The following is a 253-nucleotide window of genomic DNA, read 5'->3' on the forward strand; positions in this document are numbered from 1 at the left end:
GTAGCCAAAGCAGCAGCCAAAGCCAACAAAGCAGCCAACAGGCGGCCGCCAGCACGGTGCAAGCCGGTGGCAATGTCGTTATCGTTGCCAGTGCCGATCCAGCTAAAAAGGACGGCAACATCGCCATCAGCGGCAGCCACCTCAGCGCCGGCGGCCACGCCGCCCTGATTGCCGATGGCGATATCACGCTGCAATCAGCGCAAAACAGCAGCCAACAAAGCAGCAGCAACCACAGTAGCAGCGCCTCACTCGG

The 253-nt window shown here is 61.3% G+C and carries 1 protein-coding gene; it reads left to right on the forward strand.

Annotated features, from left to right (window positions below; genetic code table 11):
- Positions 1 to 253: hemagglutinin repeat-containing protein (locus QN359_RS19940; RefSeq protein ID WP_323493642.1), on the forward strand; the 253-nt coding region annotated here is incomplete at both ends.

Source organism: Undibacterium sp. 5I2 (assembly GCF_035019605.1).
In the GTDB taxonomy this organism is placed as follows: Bacteria; Pseudomonadota; Gammaproteobacteria; order Burkholderiales; family Burkholderiaceae_D; genus Undibacterium.